17 protein-coding genes and 1 riboswitch are annotated in these 12,179 nt (G+C 50.4%); of the genes, 7 read left to right on the top strand and 10 right to left on the bottom strand.

The window, feature by feature from the left end:
* Positions 1-122: 122 nt before the first annotated feature.
* Positions 123-1,415: a penicillin-binding transpeptidase domain-containing protein gene (locus tag BD_RS16120; RefSeq protein ID WP_038448607.1), complete on the bottom strand. Its 1,293-nt coding sequence runs from the start codon at positions 1,413-1,415 to the stop codon at positions 123-125.
* A gap of 136 nt (positions 1,416-1,551) precedes the next feature.
* Between BD_RS16120 and BD_RS16115 the strand changes: the two genes are divergently transcribed.
* The 4 genes from BD_RS16115 (at position 1,552) to BD_RS16100 (ending at position 4,187) form a co-directional block, all read left to right on the top strand.
* Positions 1,552-2,160, top strand: a complete 609-nt coding sequence (locus tag BD_RS16115) for a TetR/AcrR family transcriptional regulator (RefSeq protein ID WP_011165850.1) — start codon at positions 1,552-1,554, stop codon at positions 2,158-2,160.
* 89 nt (positions 2,161-2,249) lie between these two features.
* Positions 2,250-2,594 carry a hypothetical protein gene (locus BD_RS16110; protein ID WP_011165849.1) on the top strand — a complete coding sequence of 115 codons (345 nt, stop codon included), beginning with the start codon at positions 2,250-2,252 and terminating at the stop codon, positions 2,592-2,594.
* A gap of 465 nt (positions 2,595-3,059) precedes the next feature.
* Positions 3,060-3,431: a TraR/DksA family transcriptional regulator gene (locus BD_RS16105; RefSeq protein WP_048349799.1), complete on the top strand. Its 372-nt coding sequence runs from the start codon at positions 3,060-3,062 to the stop codon at positions 3,429-3,431.
* Positions 3,432-3,743: 312 nt separating this feature from the next.
* Positions 3,744-4,187, top strand: coding sequence for a hypothetical protein (locus BD_RS16100; RefSeq protein ID WP_011165847.1), 444 nt, complete (start codon positions 3,744-3,746; stop codon positions 4,185-4,187).
* An 89-nt stretch (positions 4,188-4,276) separates the two neighbouring features.
* Here BD_RS16100 and BD_RS16095 read toward each other — a convergent pair whose 3' ends face one another.
* A complete protein-coding gene (locus BD_RS16095) occupies positions 4,277-4,774 on the bottom strand; it encodes a GAF domain-containing protein (RefSeq protein WP_011165846.1) in 498 nt (165 codons plus the stop codon).
* A gap of 2 nt (positions 4,775-4,776) precedes the next feature.
* Positions 4,777-5,661 carry a LysR family transcriptional regulator gene (locus BD_RS16090; RefSeq protein ID WP_011165845.1) on the bottom strand — a complete coding sequence of 295 codons (885 nt, stop codon included), beginning with the start codon at positions 5,659-5,661 and terminating at the stop codon, positions 4,777-4,779.
* A 124-nt stretch (positions 5,662-5,785) separates the two neighbouring features.
* Here BD_RS16090 and BD_RS16085 point away from each other — a divergent pair, with 124 nt between their 5' ends.
* Positions 5,786-6,484 carry a pirin family protein gene (locus BD_RS16085; RefSeq protein ID WP_011165844.1) on the top strand — a complete coding sequence of 233 codons (699 nt, stop codon included), beginning with the start codon at positions 5,786-5,788 and terminating at the stop codon, positions 6,482-6,484.
* A gap of 53 nt (positions 6,485-6,537) precedes the next feature.
* Positions 6,538-6,675: a hypothetical protein gene (locus tag BD_RS18215; protein WP_157865732.1), complete on the top strand. Its 138-nt coding sequence runs from the start codon at positions 6,538-6,540 to the stop codon at positions 6,673-6,675.
* Positions 6,676-6,693: 18 nt separating this feature from the next.
* Here BD_RS18215 and BD_RS16080 read toward each other — a convergent pair whose 3' ends face one another.
* The 5 genes from BD_RS16080 to BD_RS16060 form a co-directional block, all read right to left on the bottom strand.
* Positions 6,694-7,080 carry a hypothetical protein gene (locus BD_RS16080; protein ID WP_011165842.1) on the bottom strand — a complete coding sequence of 129 codons (387 nt, stop codon included), beginning with the start codon at positions 7,078-7,080 and terminating at the stop codon, positions 6,694-6,696.
* Between the two features lie 153 nt (positions 7,081-7,233).
* Complete coding sequence (gene lexA, locus BD_RS16075) at positions 7,234-7,950, bottom strand: transcriptional repressor LexA (protein WP_226988073.1); 717 nt, start codon at positions 7,948-7,950, stop codon at positions 7,234-7,236.
* A gap of 122 nt (positions 7,951-8,072) precedes the next feature.
* A complete protein-coding gene (locus tag BD_RS16070; protein WP_011165840.1) occupies positions 8,073-8,741 on the bottom strand; it encodes a type II secretion system protein D in 669 nt (222 codons plus the stop codon).
* 57 nt (positions 8,742-8,798) lie between these two features.
* Entirely contained in the window at positions 8,799-9,140 is a 342-nt protein-coding gene (locus BD_RS16065; protein WP_011165839.1) for a hypothetical protein, read from the bottom strand.
* Positions 9,141-9,243: 103 nt separating this feature from the next.
* The gene (locus BD_RS16060) at positions 9,244-9,465 is read right to left on the bottom strand and encodes a hypothetical protein (RefSeq protein ID WP_144313801.1); all 222 of its coding nucleotides are present in this window, start codon (positions 9,463-9,465) and stop codon (positions 9,244-9,246) included.
* Positions 9,466-9,637: 172 nt separating this feature from the next.
* On the opposite strand from BD_RS16060, the gene BD_RS16055 reads away from it, so the two are divergent.
* The gene (locus BD_RS16055; protein ID WP_038448594.1) at positions 9,638-10,528 is read left to right on the top strand and encodes a M14 family zinc carboxypeptidase; all 891 of its coding nucleotides are present in this window, start codon (positions 9,638-9,640) and stop codon (positions 10,526-10,528) included.
* Between the two features lie 12 nt (positions 10,529-10,540).
* Here BD_RS16055 and BD_RS16050 read toward each other — a convergent pair whose 3' ends face one another.
* Together BD_RS16050 and BD_RS16045 are read right to left on the bottom strand one after the other, a co-directional pair.
* Positions 10,541-11,410 (bottom strand): endonuclease I family protein, encoded by an 870-nt coding sequence (locus BD_RS16050; protein WP_011165837.1) that lies wholly within the window; start codon positions 11,408-11,410, stop codon positions 10,541-10,543.
* Positions 11,403-11,500: riboswitch (purine riboswitch) on the bottom strand. (Overlaps the previous gene by 8 nt.)
* A 134-nt stretch (positions 11,501-11,634) precedes the next feature.
* Complete coding sequence (locus BD_RS16045) at positions 11,635-12,165, bottom strand: hypothetical protein (protein ID WP_011165836.1); 531 nt, start codon at positions 12,163-12,165, stop codon at positions 11,635-11,637.
* Between the last annotated feature and the right edge of the window lie 14 nt (positions 12,166-12,179).

Raw genomic sequence — 12,179 nt, 5'->3', positions numbered from 1 at the left:
CTCTGACGCGAGTTCCGCAAGCGAAAACAAAAAACGCCGGCGGAAGCCAGCGTTGAAGAAGTAGAGCGAGGACTGTCCGAAGCGGCAGAGGCTATTCCCAAGCCTCAGCCTCGCTTCGCGAGCTACTTGGTGGAAGAAACCACGCGCCCGTTTTTAGGTTGGTTCGAAACCACTGGGCCGAAGTATTTGCGGAACATGGACTGACCCAGGTGCGCGGACTTTACCGTCCAGAATTTCTTGTTCACGGTGATGGCCGCAACGGCGATCTTGCGTTCGCCGTCTTGGGCGTAGCCCACGAACCAGTCCGTGCGACCACGTGGGTTGTCGCCAGTCAGGTGGCCGGTTTTACCGCCCATTTCGATTTCGCGGAATTTGCGGTCTTTGGTGATCGGGCGGAATGAACGGCGGGAAGTTCCTGCCAGAACAGTTCTTTCCATCAGCTCACGCACTTTGGCGGCGGATTCTTTGGTCATGATGGTGCCGTTGTTCAAAGTTGAACCCTCGTACAGGGATTCGCCTTTTTCATCAGTCACGTTGCGCACAAGGTAGGGGATCACAACCTGACCGTCGTTGGCGACAGCGGCGGCGATCATCGCGCCTTGAACCGGGCTCATGCGGTTGGTTTTGTTGTAACCGGAAGCCACTTCGGCCATTTCAAAGCCTTTGCCTGGTGGAACGTAAGCGACACCCATCTCAACCGGGAAGTCTGCGGGGATTTCCTGATTGAACATGAAGCGGTTGGCGTATTCGTTCAAATCTTCCGGGTGCAGGTTTTCGATGCTCAGACGACCGAAAGCGGTGTTGATCGAGCGGGCGAAGGCGTCTTTCAGGGTGATCACGTTGGTCCAACGGGTCACTTTGTCAGAAAGAACGTTTTTCTTGTACAGAGTGTAAGCGCCGCCGTTGTAGCGGATCTTGCTTTCGGGGCTGACGCCGGCTTTATCAACTGCCGCAGTGGCCGTGACAACCTTGAAGACGGAAGCGGCCGGGAAGGTCGCTTGCAGGTTCAGGTTCGGAGCATCGGCATCGTCACGCTGGAAGCTCGACATTACCAGAACTTCTCCGGTCATTGCGTCGATCATGAAGACCGCGCCATAGTCAGGTTTGTAGGCCTTCAGCAGGCGGTCGGCTTCGCGCTGAAGGGTGTCGTCGATAGTGTAGTTCAATTTCACGGCCTGCTCTTCGCCATTCCATGGGATCTTAAGAGACTCTGGCAGATCATTGGCGCGAACTTTTGAACCAATGGCTTTTGCAAGCTGAGTGCGCTGTTCAAGTTGAGATTTGATTTTCTTGTGAGCTTGAACCTCTTGGCTGTCCGCAGAGGACGTAAAACCTAACAGAGAATAAAGGCCTACCAGGCAAGCTCCTGAAAAAACGAGCAGTTTTAGCAACTTATAATTGTTTTTAGATGACATTATTTTATGGTAGCACCAATTTTTTAACGCTTTCAAGGGCATTCTCAGAAGAAGTCACTGGAAATGCCATTCTGGTGCGCTTTTCAGGCCTATTCCTCGTGACTCTCGAGGGGACTTGGACTAAAGACTAATAAGCATGAAGACTAAAGAACGTATTCTCGTCACCTCCATCGAACTCTTCAATCGCAGTGGTGTCGTGGCTATCACGACAAATCATATCGCGAAAGCCATGGATATCAGCCCGGGCAACCTGTATTTCCACTATGACAACAAGGAAGAGATTCTGATTGAGCTGTTCAAGAGAATGGCGAAAGAGACCTACGACGTCTGGCGCCCCAGCCGCGCCAAGAAGTCGACTCCGCTGGTCTTCATCAGCGACAACTTCGAGCTGTACTGGCGCTATCGCTTCTTCCATCGCGAAATGTACGCCCTTCGCCGCCGTGACCAGCAACTGGCGAAAATGTGGAGAAACCACATCCAAAAAATGATGAAACTGATGGTCATCCTTTACCGCCAGTGGGTGAAGGACGGCAAAATGGTGAAAATCGCCGAAGTCTCTGAAATGCAGTACATCGCCGAATCCCTGCTGGCGATGGCAACGACCTTCCTGCAGTTCTTTGAATCCGCAGAAAAGCAGCCCGGCAAACGCAGCATCGAGCGTGGTAAGCGCCATGTGGCCCGCCTGTTGTTGCCGTACACTTCTGGCGAAACAAAGAACGAGTTTGAAAAATTTCTAAAGTCCTAGCCTAAAATGTCACCTGAGAGCGAATATAAGCCGTTCTCAGCTGGCAGACTCATTGCTTTAGGTCAGAGTCATCAACGAAAGGCTCTGACATGAAAACCATCGCCACATTCTTCGCCGTGATTCTGTTTGCTTCCAATTCCATGGCGGCTTCTCAGTGTGCAGAGCTTAAAAAAGAACTTCAGGCCATGCAGAAGGCTCAAGCCCAGATCATGGCCAGCCTGGTGAACAACCACGAAACTTTCGCTTCTTCTTTGGAGGAATACTCCACCACGGTGCAAACAGCCAAGGGGTCGGCTGTGAAAGCCGTGTCTAAAGAGATGGATCAATCCGCTCAAGCCTTCCGCACGCGCGGAGTTCAGGGGAAAAAGATGGCCACACAGCTTAACGCCGCAACCGGGGATTTGCTGGCGCGTGTGGCTTCTTGTCTTAATTAGTCTTTATATATGCCTGTGGGACGCTTCTCGGGGGAGAAGCGATCCTGAATCGTGCAAGGCGACCTCTTAGTAGGTCGCCTTCTTTATTTTCGGGTCTTGTTCATTCCAATGATCCACCGCTGTCAGTCGGCAAATCCGCTTCAAACTGAGATTCTTCGAGGGAAAAAGCCTCTTCCTATTTTCATTTTATAAACCCAAGGCTAGAATTCTAACGCGATGCGAATTTGGACGGGCGATCTAATCAAGTTTGGGATTATAATTGTAAGAAGATGACTGGGAGATGGGTTTGTGAGGTCAGCCGCTGTGGCGCTCCCATGGCCGCAGTCAGGGATTCGTCAGGGTTTACAACGCTTTATTTAATTTTAAGTTAATGTAAGATTTTTTGCTTGCAAAAATTACAGGTCTAGAACTTAATAGGTCAGTTCCAAATTGGCACTTACGCTGGAAGGAACTCGAGGGGGCAATATGGCTATCTCTGAAAAGCTGGTGACGGAATGTCGAGCAAAGCTTCTTCAATCGAAGCAAGACATCCTCAACAGAGTGAAAGAAGCTCGTTTGAACTTGGACCAGAATGAGGAAAAAGGCGGCGATGAAGGCGACCAAACGGTTCGCGTTCTAGCGGAGCAAGAATTCCTAAGCATGCACGAAAGAATGCGTGGGCAGCTGATGGAAATCGAAAGCGCCTTGGCTCGCATTGAGGGCGGCACATTCGGTTACTGCGAAGAAACTGAAGAGGCGATTGAGCCTGAAAGACTTCGCGCTATTCCTTGGACTCGCCTAAGCATCGAAGGTGCTGAAATTCGCGAATCCATGAATAAACGCTACGCTCGCGGCTAAACCGTCAGCTCAAACGTATTTGATTTAGAATTATCTCGAGGGGATTTGAAGGGATGGTGTGCGCTTGCGACCATCCCTTTGTTTTTTCTACGGTCGGTGAAAAGGACCTCATCGACTGCGTTGTCGGCCCACGTCCTCGCTTCGACGTGCTTGGAGCACGCCTGCGCTGTGGGCGAGGGCCTCCGCCTTGCGCTGAGGCCCTTTTGACCGACCGTAATTACCTGTAAATTTACCACTACTTAACTCGTTGCGTTGGTTTTGAGGTGGGGCTGTGCTAGAACGCCCTCATCAAAACAACCAAGGAGTTAAAAGATGAAAGTTCTTTCCGCTGTCGCTGCATTGTTGGTGGCTTCTTCCGCTCAAGCCTGGAGCAATAAATACGTAGACGTTCAAAATGGCCGTACTGTGGCTGTTAAAGCTGTGGATGCTTCCAATCAGGATGGCATCGTTTCTTTGCGCGTGGTTGTTAAAAACCAGGCTTTGAATTTGATTGATCCAAAAGGTGTTGTGACTTCTGAACAAGATGGTTTCACTTGTGATGTTGAACGCGTGATCCTTCTGAACAGCTCTTATGATTCCGCTTCCAAAACTTATACTCAGGATTATGAATTGAAAGTGTCCTGGACTCCGGGTGCGGACTGGAGCTCTTGCACAGTTCAGGTTCAACACCCTTCTTTGAACAACAACAGCGTTGTTCTTTATGTTGAAGGTGCGACGACTTCTCCGATCGAAGAAGACTCTCGCGATCTTTACTAGTTTGATTATTGAAGAGTTTTATTAAAAGCCGGTTTGTGCAAAACGAACCGGCTTTTTTGTTTTCGGTGGGTTGATCCCGCGGTGGGCTTTTAAGCAAACCTGTCCGGCCACACAGTTTTACTGATCAGAATCTGCACCAGGCCTTGAAGACCCTTTTGATCTTCGCTGTCGAAACGATTTAAAACCGGCGCATCGACATCCAAAACTCCCAGCAGTTTTCCGTTATGAATCAACGGCACCACGATTTCAGATTTAGAGGCGGCATCACACACGATGTGCCCTGGGAACTGATCCACGTCTGCCACCAGTTGAGTTTGCAGTGTTTTCGCCGCGGTTCCGCACACACCTTTTCCGATCGCGATGCGCGTGCAGGCAGGCAGTCCCTGGAAAGAGCTGAGCAGCAGTTCGTTGTTATGAAGCAAATAAAATCCCACCCAGTTGATCTCGGGCAGGTGCTGTTTCAGCAGGGCAGAAAAGTTCGCAAGATTCACGAACCATTCTTTTTCGGCCAGGCCTTCGGCTTCGGAGTGCAGCTCTTTATAGAACTTGGTTTTATCTGAATAGTTGATGGACGTGTGCTGTTGCATATCTATCTCCCTTGAGTGGACCGTTTCTGAAAGGCATTCCAAACTGAACGGGCCGTGACGCCGATAGGGCGGTTTTTGGGACGGACCAAACATAGCTCAAGATGGGTCTCAGAAGCGATGGATTTATCAATCAGCACCAGATTTTTTTCTTTGGTGCATTCGCTTTTGGCGATGCGGCCCCAGCCGACACCACCTTCGATCATTTTCACTTTGGTGTGGTGATCGGGAACATAGATCTTGTGACCTGCCTCTTTGCCGGTTTTGCGAATCGTGGCATCGGGCCGTTCATTTGTTTGGCTGGTATAGACAAGAATCTGAGGATGTTTTGTGAGGAACTCTTTGGTCGGTGTGCGCTTTTCCTGCAGCAGGCGGCGGGACACGGCCGTCACCAGGATCACGTCTTCCAGGAAGATGCTTTCCAGGTCTTCGTTGTTCTTGGGGGTCGGAGCGATGGCCAGGTCAATCTCGCCATCCAAAAGGCGCTGATAGCCGCCCTGAAGAATGGATTTGCTGATGATCAGATTCACCGGCAGCACGGGGCGTGCGCATTCCAGGGCGATCAGCTCCAGAATCTCGGTAGAGATCAGCGGGTCGGCAGAAATGTGCAGTTCGGTGTCGGCCTTGTGGCGTCCCAGTTCGATACCCACGCGGGCCGTGTATTGGGCGGATTCCAAAGTGGCTTTGGCCACGGCATAAAACGCCTGGCCTTCCGGGGTCAGTTTTACTTTGTATTCGGAGCGGTCAAAGATGGTCAGGCTCAGTTCGTCTTCCAGATTCTTAATAGCGACGCTCAAGGCCGGCTGGGAGCGTCCCACCTTGTCGGCGGCAGCCCGGAAGCTTCCACATTCGATAACGGCTCTGACGAATTCCAACTGGTCTAAGTTCATAGGACCCTTAATGATACGATTTACTTATCAAGATGATTAAATCTTTCAAATTTTATTTATCGTCTGAAAGCCGTAAAGTCCATAGAGAAAGATAAACACGACTTTTAAAAAAAGGGAGCAACATATGATTCAGGTAAGAAAATCCAACGAACGCGGTCTGGCACAACACGGATGGCTGAACTCCAAACACACTTTCTCTTTTGCTGAATACTATGACGAAAACTTCATGGGCTACGGCCCGCTTCGCGTGATCAACGAAGACCGCATTCAGGGCGGCACGGGTTTCGACACCCATCCTCACCGTGACATGGAAATCATTTCCTATGTGATCGACGGAGAACTGGCCCACAAAGACTCTATGGGTAACGTGGCCGTGATCAAACCGGGCGAAGTGCAACGCATGAGTGCAGGCACGGGGGTTCGTCACTCTGAATACAACAACATTCCGGGCAAAGAAACTCACTTCCTGCAAATCTGGATCAAGCCGGATAAGATCGGTGTGGAGCCTGGCTATGCACAGAAAAACTTTGCTGACAGCTTCGGTTGCAGTGATTTGATTCTGGTGGCTTCGCACAAAGGCCGTGGTGGTTCCATCACGTTGAATCAGGATGTCGACATGTATGTGGCGAAAGCCCAGGATGCCGGTGAAAAAAATCACAAGACCTATCCGCACAGACATTTGTGGGTGCAGGTGATCAAAGGCGACGTGCAGGTGGACTCCAATTCCCTGACAGCGGGTGACGGGGCTGCGATCACGGACGTTGAGGCACTGAAGCTTTCCTGGGGCAAAGGGGCTGAATTCATTCTGTTCGACATGCCTTAATCGCAAAGGAATATGAGACGGTGCAGCTTTATGCAAATCGTAAAGTCTACAAATTGGAATCGACAGATGTGAAAGTGAAAATCGAAGTTGAAGGGCCGGAAACGCAAATCAGTCGCGAGATCTCCTTCCGCGGTGATCTTTCTGAGGAAGAAAAAGCGCCCACGTTTACGACGGGGCGCTGGCATTCATAGAATCATATTAAATCGACTTTATAGTTGTCCCAACTGTTTCAAACCCTCTTCGGTCTTTTTGCAGCCTTCTTTGAAGGTGTCGCTGGTAATGTCTGTGACTTCGTATTTAACTTCAGCCTTGCATGTCACTCCTTCATGCTGTGGAAAAAGTCTTTTGCAGGCGCCGTGGGCGGCTTTCATTTGCGCCAGGATTCTGTCTTCGTTCGGAATCCCACCCAGAAGGATTTGCAGGTGGTTGAACTCCAGAAGGACATTGTTGTAGTTGGTGATGAACTCTTGGGTGCAGTAGCCGTTGGCATCCACTGAATTTGTTTTGGCATTGCCCTCATCACTGCCACCACCGCCGGCACAGGCCGTTAGCATGGACATAACAAGAACGGTGCTTAGAAGTTGGATGGTTTTCATTTTAAATCCCCTTTGTTTTCTGTCCCAGTTTTCAGAAGCTGGAACTAAATTTTAGAAAAACAGCGGGTTTTTTCCGTCCCCGCTGCGGTATCCGATATGGACGACTCGCGGAGACGTAAAAGCAATGGCAGTGCCAAGGGGATTTAATAGGAATTAGAACTTACGGATCAGGCCGACAACGATACCACGGATTTCAACCTCATCAGGGGTGTACCACATGGATTTCATCGTTGAATTGGACGGGCGCAGTTCCACCATCTTATCTGCGTCCCCAGTTTCCGGGCGGGGGCGCAGATAGAAGCGTTTCACGGTGGCTTCATTATCTACCGTTGCCACAATGATATCGCCGTTGTTGGCGGAATTTTGTTTCTGGATCAAAATGATGTCTTCATCAAAGATCCCGTCTTCGATCATGGAATCGCCCTGCACCTTTAGCGCAAAGGATTTGGAAGGATTTCTGACCATGGAAGGGGGGACGTCCACGAACTCGTCGTGTTTGATGGCTTCAATAGGTTGGCCTGCCGCCACTTTCCCAAGAAGGGGAAGTGACAGGATCTCGTCACGAGCCTGGAGGAGCTGAGTGCGAGGAGACCCTGTCTTCGTCGAGACCGTTTTTGATTGCAGTTGATCCTGAACCGCCGAAGCGGAGTGGAGCACCTGAATGGCTCGCTTCAAGTTCTGGGGATTTGAGATATATCCCTTGTTCGTCAGCTGCTTCAGATAATTCTGAACCGAGTTGAACGAAGCCAGACCGAAGTGATCCTTAATTTCTTGATATGACGGCGAAACTCCTGAACTTAAGATGTGCGCCTCGATAAACTCGAGGACGGATTTTTCTTTCGGTGTCAGTGGTGGGAGGGGCGTTTTCATCGTCATAACTTACATACGAACTTACAGTGTAAATTATGTGTAAGTCAATAGCCTATTTTCAAAAAAAGAAAGGACCAGCCTTTGGGCCAGTCCTTCGTTGTTTTTCGCGCTGGAAGCGGGTTTTATTGCTTCTCAGGGGCTTTTCCAGCCTCGTCATGCTTCGGGGCCGGGCCTTTGTGCGCTGGGCCGTTGGAAGGGCCATGATGGCGGCGGGAAGCATCCACCAGCTTTTTGGTCGCAGGGTCCACCGGTTTATCGACGGCCTTCAGGATTTCAGCGATACGGTTCAGGTTCGTTGCCCAATCGGTGAAGATGATCTGGTTGGCCGCCGCATTCACATTCATCTCGCCATCACGGGAAGGCAGGATGCGCAGATCACGATTCAGATCCAAAACAGAAACATGCTTCAGTGTCGCCACCCAGGTGTACATACGCTGAGGTGAAATCGCAGGCACTTCCGAGCTGACCTCGATCAAATCACGCTGCACATTGCGCGCGGATTTCACTACCATCACGTCGTTTTGTTTGCTGATAGCAAAGCCGTTGGTGGCAAGGGCAATCGACAGGTGATTGAAGGCTTCTGTTGGCTCAAGAGCCTCTTGATTGTAGATCGAGATTTTCCCGCGCACGCCCGGATCAATAATGAACTTCTGCCCCGTGGCCTTCGAGTAGATCTCGATCACCTTGGTCAGTTCTTCATTATTGAAATACATTTTGATTTTGTCGGCAGCGGACGCCTGAGACACGGAAAGAACGGAAACAAACAAACTTGAGATAACGTACTTAAGCATGCATCCTCCTAGCGCTGTTTAGGCTAGGAGACCTTCCAAAGGCGGGCAAGTCCAGCTTTACAGCAGACCCGCCACGCAAGCTGCCAGAGCCTGTTCAGCGTAAGGGGACAGAATCATGCGGACTTGGTTGTCGCGGGTGGTGGATTCCGTATAAAGGTCACTGACGTCGTTCATATGCTCAATCAGGCAACCGGCCTTCTGAGTTTTGATTTCCATTTTAACCAGGCACTTTTTATTGCGCACGGAACAGCGGATGTCGTTGTAATGAACGCCCGGGGTGATGTTTTCCTGATTCAGGGTCGCCAGCAGCGTGGTCTCGTCCTGAGACGACAAAAAGGCCTGGGCAGGAGTTGCTGCCAAAGCCATGATTGCGGCAAGTGTAAGAGTGATAGTTTTCATAGAAGCCTCCTTGTTTCTAGCTATGCTTCAATAGCTAGTTTTAACAAGCAGGACGTCATAGGTAAAAGGTATAGAAAGAATTCAGATATGCACGTAAAGAATATTATTCCTTACGTGGGCATTCTTTCTTTTCGTCGTGGCAGACCGGTTTGATATCGGCAACCACCGGCTGTGACTCGGAAGCCACTTGGCGGGTGATCACAGGGATTGGTGTGGAGTTTTTGGCGTGGCTTACCGGCGCCATCGAGCAGTTTTGATAAAACAGTATCACGACGGGATTGATTACCAGCATCGCTACGAAACTAAAACTACCTCTATTCAACATACTTGCCTCCACACTGAGTCCTAATGGTCACACCCTTTCTTTTACGGACGAAAGCCTGCAAGACTTTAGTCAATTTGTAAGGATTCTCAGCTTGATTCAAAAAAAGGCGTTTTCTCATCTTGAGAGAATTCGCAGACACAGCGATAATGATTGCTGAGTGGTTAAGAGGACTATGAAAGCATTAATTTTTAGCGCGATCCTTATGACAGTTGTTGGGGCGAAGGCGAACTTCCCTGATCTTCAGCAAGACTGTATCAATGAGCTCAAAAAATTTCCAGGAGCTTGGGACGACAAGCTTTTGCAACAGGCCTGTGCCAGAGTGCAAATCGATACTCAGTGCGTGAGCGCTGAAGGTCGTCCTATCTATCACTACGAAAAGATCTCTTCCACACCAGGAGCCAAAAAGGTTCTGGTGTTCAGTATGATTCACGGGGATGAAACGCCGGCAGGCACCGTGGGCCGTTACTGGATGGAGCGTTTGGAAGGCATCGACCCGCGCAATTCCTGGCGTGTGATTCCGGTGCTGAACCCGGATGGTGTGAAATACAAAACCCGCTACAACGCGAACAAGATTGATATCAATCGCAATTTCCCAACCAAAGATTGGGATGCGGGGGCTTTGACTGCGTGGAGACGCTCTACGGGCTCCAATCCGCGCCGTTTTCCGGGTAAAGAAGGTGGCAGCGAGCCTGAAACCAAGTGCGCGATGAAGCACCTTGGTGACTTCCAGCCGGACTTTATCGTGTCTGTCCACACGCCGCTCAAAGTTTTGGATTACGACGGACCGAAAGTGAAAGCACCGCCAAAGTTTGATTATCTGCCTTGGAAATCTCTGGGGAACTATCCGGGAAGCCTGGGGCGCTACATGTGGGTGGAGCGTTCAACACCGGTGCTGACGATGGAGCTGAAAGACAACCTGCCGCCGAACCTGACGCCGTTTGAACAGCTTCAGGATATCATCGGGACGCTGGTGAAGTACGAGACCTCTGCAGAGCAAAAAAAAGAGGAGACTTCCACAGCCTCCTCTCCAACAAGCTTTTTACCTGTCGCCTTGGAACACTAGTTCCAGGGCTTTTTAGAAATCACTGATAGAATCTTCAAGACCCGGGAAGTCGATGAACGGGTTTCTGTTCCCTTGCATCTTGTGGATCGCGTCGTTGCGGCTGATTTCTTCGTCATCGAGTGGATCTTCTTTGGCCCACTTGCGCAAAGTCGCTTCCTGACGGGAATCAATTGGCAGGTCATATCTGACAGAGAAATAGAACAAAGCGCGAGCCACGTTGCCGCGGTGATTTGCCGGCGGCATGAACACATCAGCTCCACCTTGGGAAGCGCGACCGAAGCGGGACACTTTGCATTTCAGGATTTTTCTGTCCTGAACAACTTCACCGAAAGGGTTGTTGCCGCGGATAGAGTTCATTTCGTTGTCGGTCGGGTACAAGTGATGCATGTCCGCTTTCTGCATGTTCTTGTTGTGACGACCCGAGAAACGGCTTTGTGGCCAGGTGTGTTCGGTGTTCACGATGTTGCCATCCGGGATTCTGCCCGGAGCCGGCGCGTTGCCGCCGCGGAAGTCATCAGAGCCACGGATAGAGTCGCAGTAAACGTCTTTCACTGCATAGTCGCCGTGACCTTCATCAACCAAATAGAAAGAACCCAGAAGGAAGGTACGAGCACCGTCGTAGCCCAAAGAAACATGCTGATAGCAGTTGTCGCCGCTGCAGCCGTTTACGATCTGATCGTAGCTGCCGTTCACACGAAGGTGGAAGCTGCGAAGGACAAATTGAATATTCTTTTTCAGATCGTCGTTGGAAATTCCAGAAGCCAGATCGTGGTGGAATTTTTCACCATAATAAGGAACATCGCCGGAAGAAGGAGCTGCTTGAACCAAGGTGCAACATAGCGTGGACACAAGCATCAGCAGAGAAAGTGCGGTCAACTTCACAAAGAACCTCCATAGTCAGGCATTTGAGGTGCCTGGTAGAAACGCTGCGCCCTATTCGCAACATATACGGGGAAACACTATGAAGTTATTTCCAAAAGATTCTGTGGTTGCAACAACTTAATGAAAACCAACCGTTTACAAACAAATTTGCGCGGCGCGGAGGTGTCATATTCGACAAATTATCGGAAACAGGGCGGTTTTTAGCCCTGCTTTTTAAGATTTTTTCAGAAAACTCTCTGACATTTCAGGCGCAGGTCCCAGATTTTTTGCCACTCATTCTGGAATATCAAAGCCGCTTCGCGGGACTGAGTCACAAGGCGGGCTTGCAGGGACTTTTTATCCAACTGCAGTTGATTCCAGATATCCGGAGTGTAGGTCAGGGTGGAGCCCTCTTCCAGGGCATTCACTTTCAGGAACTCCGGGGATTCCTGCATTTCTTCACCGGCCCAGGCGTGGATGTAGGTGGAGCTCAGGAACTTCGTGTGAAGACCCTCGGCCCGATTATAGATGTTTTCATACTGTGACAACGGGATGTGTTTCAGCTCGGCCTTGGCATAGCGCTGACCATCGCGGTAAGGCACCGAACCGATGCAGACTTCCACCTTGTGCATTTGAAGTTTGGCCAGGTCCGGCTTCGTGACTTCGCAGGCGTAACCTTCGTCAGCGGGCCAGTCGGATGTCAGAAACTCTTGGCAGTTATGGGCCCAGGACAGAGCAGGGAATAAAAGCATGGCAAGTACAAGCAGGCGGTTCATGAGTACTCCTGAAA

The sequence above is a fragment of the Bdellovibrio bacteriovorus HD100 genome, assembly GCF_000196175.1.
GTDB classification, from domain to species: Bacteria; Bdellovibrionota; Bdellovibrionia; order Bdellovibrionales; family Bdellovibrionaceae; genus Bdellovibrio; species Bdellovibrio bacteriovorus.
Note: the sequence above shows the minus strand (reverse complement) of the source record. Positions and strands in the feature narration are given on the sequence as shown.

Excerpts from the sequence above, each read along its gene's own strand:
- BD_RS16080 (WP_011165842.1), bottom strand. The coding sequence starts at position 7,080 with ATGAAAACCATCCAACTTCTAAGCACCGTTCTTGTTATGTCCATGCTA.
- BD_RS16110 (WP_011165849.1), top strand. The coding sequence starts at position 2,250 with ATGAAAACCATCGCCACATTCTTCGCCGTGATTCTGTTTGCTTCCAAT.
- BD_RS16100 (WP_011165847.1), top strand. The coding sequence starts at position 3,744 with ATGAAAGTTCTTTCCGCTGTCGCTGCATTGTTGGTGGCTTCTTCCGCT.
- BD_RS16060 (WP_144313801.1), bottom strand. The coding sequence starts at position 9,465 with ATGTTGAATAGAGGTAGTTTTAGTTTCGTAGCGATGCTGGTAATCAAT.
- lexA (WP_226988073.1), bottom strand. The coding sequence starts at position 7,950 with ATGAAAACGCCCCTCCCACCACTGACACCGAAAGAAAAATCCGTCCTC.
- BD_RS16115 (WP_011165850.1), top strand. The coding sequence starts at position 1,552 with ATGAAGACTAAAGAACGTATTCTCGTCACCTCCATCGAACTCTTCAAT.
- BD_RS16065 (WP_011165839.1), bottom strand. The coding sequence starts at position 9,140 with ATGAAAACTATCACTCTTACACTTGCCGCAATCATGGCTTTGGCAGCA.
- BD_RS16085 (WP_011165844.1), top strand. The coding sequence starts at position 5,786 with ATGATTCAGGTAAGAAAATCCAACGAACGCGGTCTGGCACAACACGGA.
- BD_RS16095 (WP_011165846.1), bottom strand. The coding sequence starts at position 4,774 with ATGCAACAGCACACGTCCATCAACTATTCAGATAAAACCAAGTTCTAT.
- BD_RS16045 (WP_011165836.1), bottom strand. The coding sequence starts at position 12,165 with ATGAACCGCCTGCTTGTACTTGCCATGCTTTTATTCCCTGCTCTGTCC.
- BD_RS16070 (WP_011165840.1), bottom strand. The coding sequence starts at position 8,741 with ATGCTTAAGTACGTTATCTCAAGTTTGTTTGTTTCCGTTCTTTCCGTG.
- BD_RS16105 (WP_048349799.1), top strand. The coding sequence starts at position 3,060 with ATGGCTATCTCTGAAAAGCTGGTGACGGAATGTCGAGCAAAGCTTCTT.
- BD_RS16055 (WP_038448594.1), top strand. The coding sequence starts at position 9,638 with ATGAAAGCATTAATTTTTAGCGCGATCCTTATGACAGTTGTTGGGGCG.
- BD_RS16090 (WP_011165845.1), bottom strand. The coding sequence starts at position 5,661 with ATGAACTTAGACCAGTTGGAATTCGTCAGAGCCGTTATCGAATGTGGA.
- BD_RS16120 (WP_038448607.1), bottom strand. The coding sequence starts at position 1,415 with ATGTCATCTAAAAACAATTATAAGTTGCTAAAACTGCTCGTTTTTTCA.